1 protein-coding gene is annotated in these 335 nt (G+C 64.5%); it reads right to left on the reverse strand.

What is annotated here, in order from left to right; translation table 11 throughout:
• Positions 1 to 291, reverse strand: a 291-nt coding sequence (locus NFX52_RS30530) for a DUF5710 domain-containing protein (protein WP_252636030.1), incomplete at its 3' end; no start/stop codon positions are given.
• Positions 292 to 335: the final 44 nt, after the last annotated feature.

The raw sequence follows: 335 nt of genomic DNA on the forward strand, positions 1-335 counted from the left end.
GGAAAACGCCTGAGCCACTGCACTGGCCACGCCATTGAGCAGGCGCGAGAGCGGAATGCCTTTGGCATGGGGGAGGGCGAGTGTCCCTTCAGACAAGGGCAGGGCCAGATCCGTGGATGAAGGTGAGGGCGAGGAGGGCGCCTCTACGGGCGTCGGCAGCCATTGGGTGAACACCGCCAGATCCCGCCCCTCATCGACATACCAGCGATTGACCGCGCCATCGAAGCGCGCGCCCAGCGACTTGGCGGCGTCTTTCTGCGCGAAGGGAACGTTCAGGTACTGCCGGGACATGGGAAATGAAGGGGCTGCGAGGCAGCGCCATTGTGGATCAAGGG

This window comes from Acidovorax facilis (assembly GCF_023913775.1).
GTDB classification, from domain to species: Bacteria; Pseudomonadota; Gammaproteobacteria; order Burkholderiales; family Burkholderiaceae_C; genus Acidovorax; species Acidovorax facilis.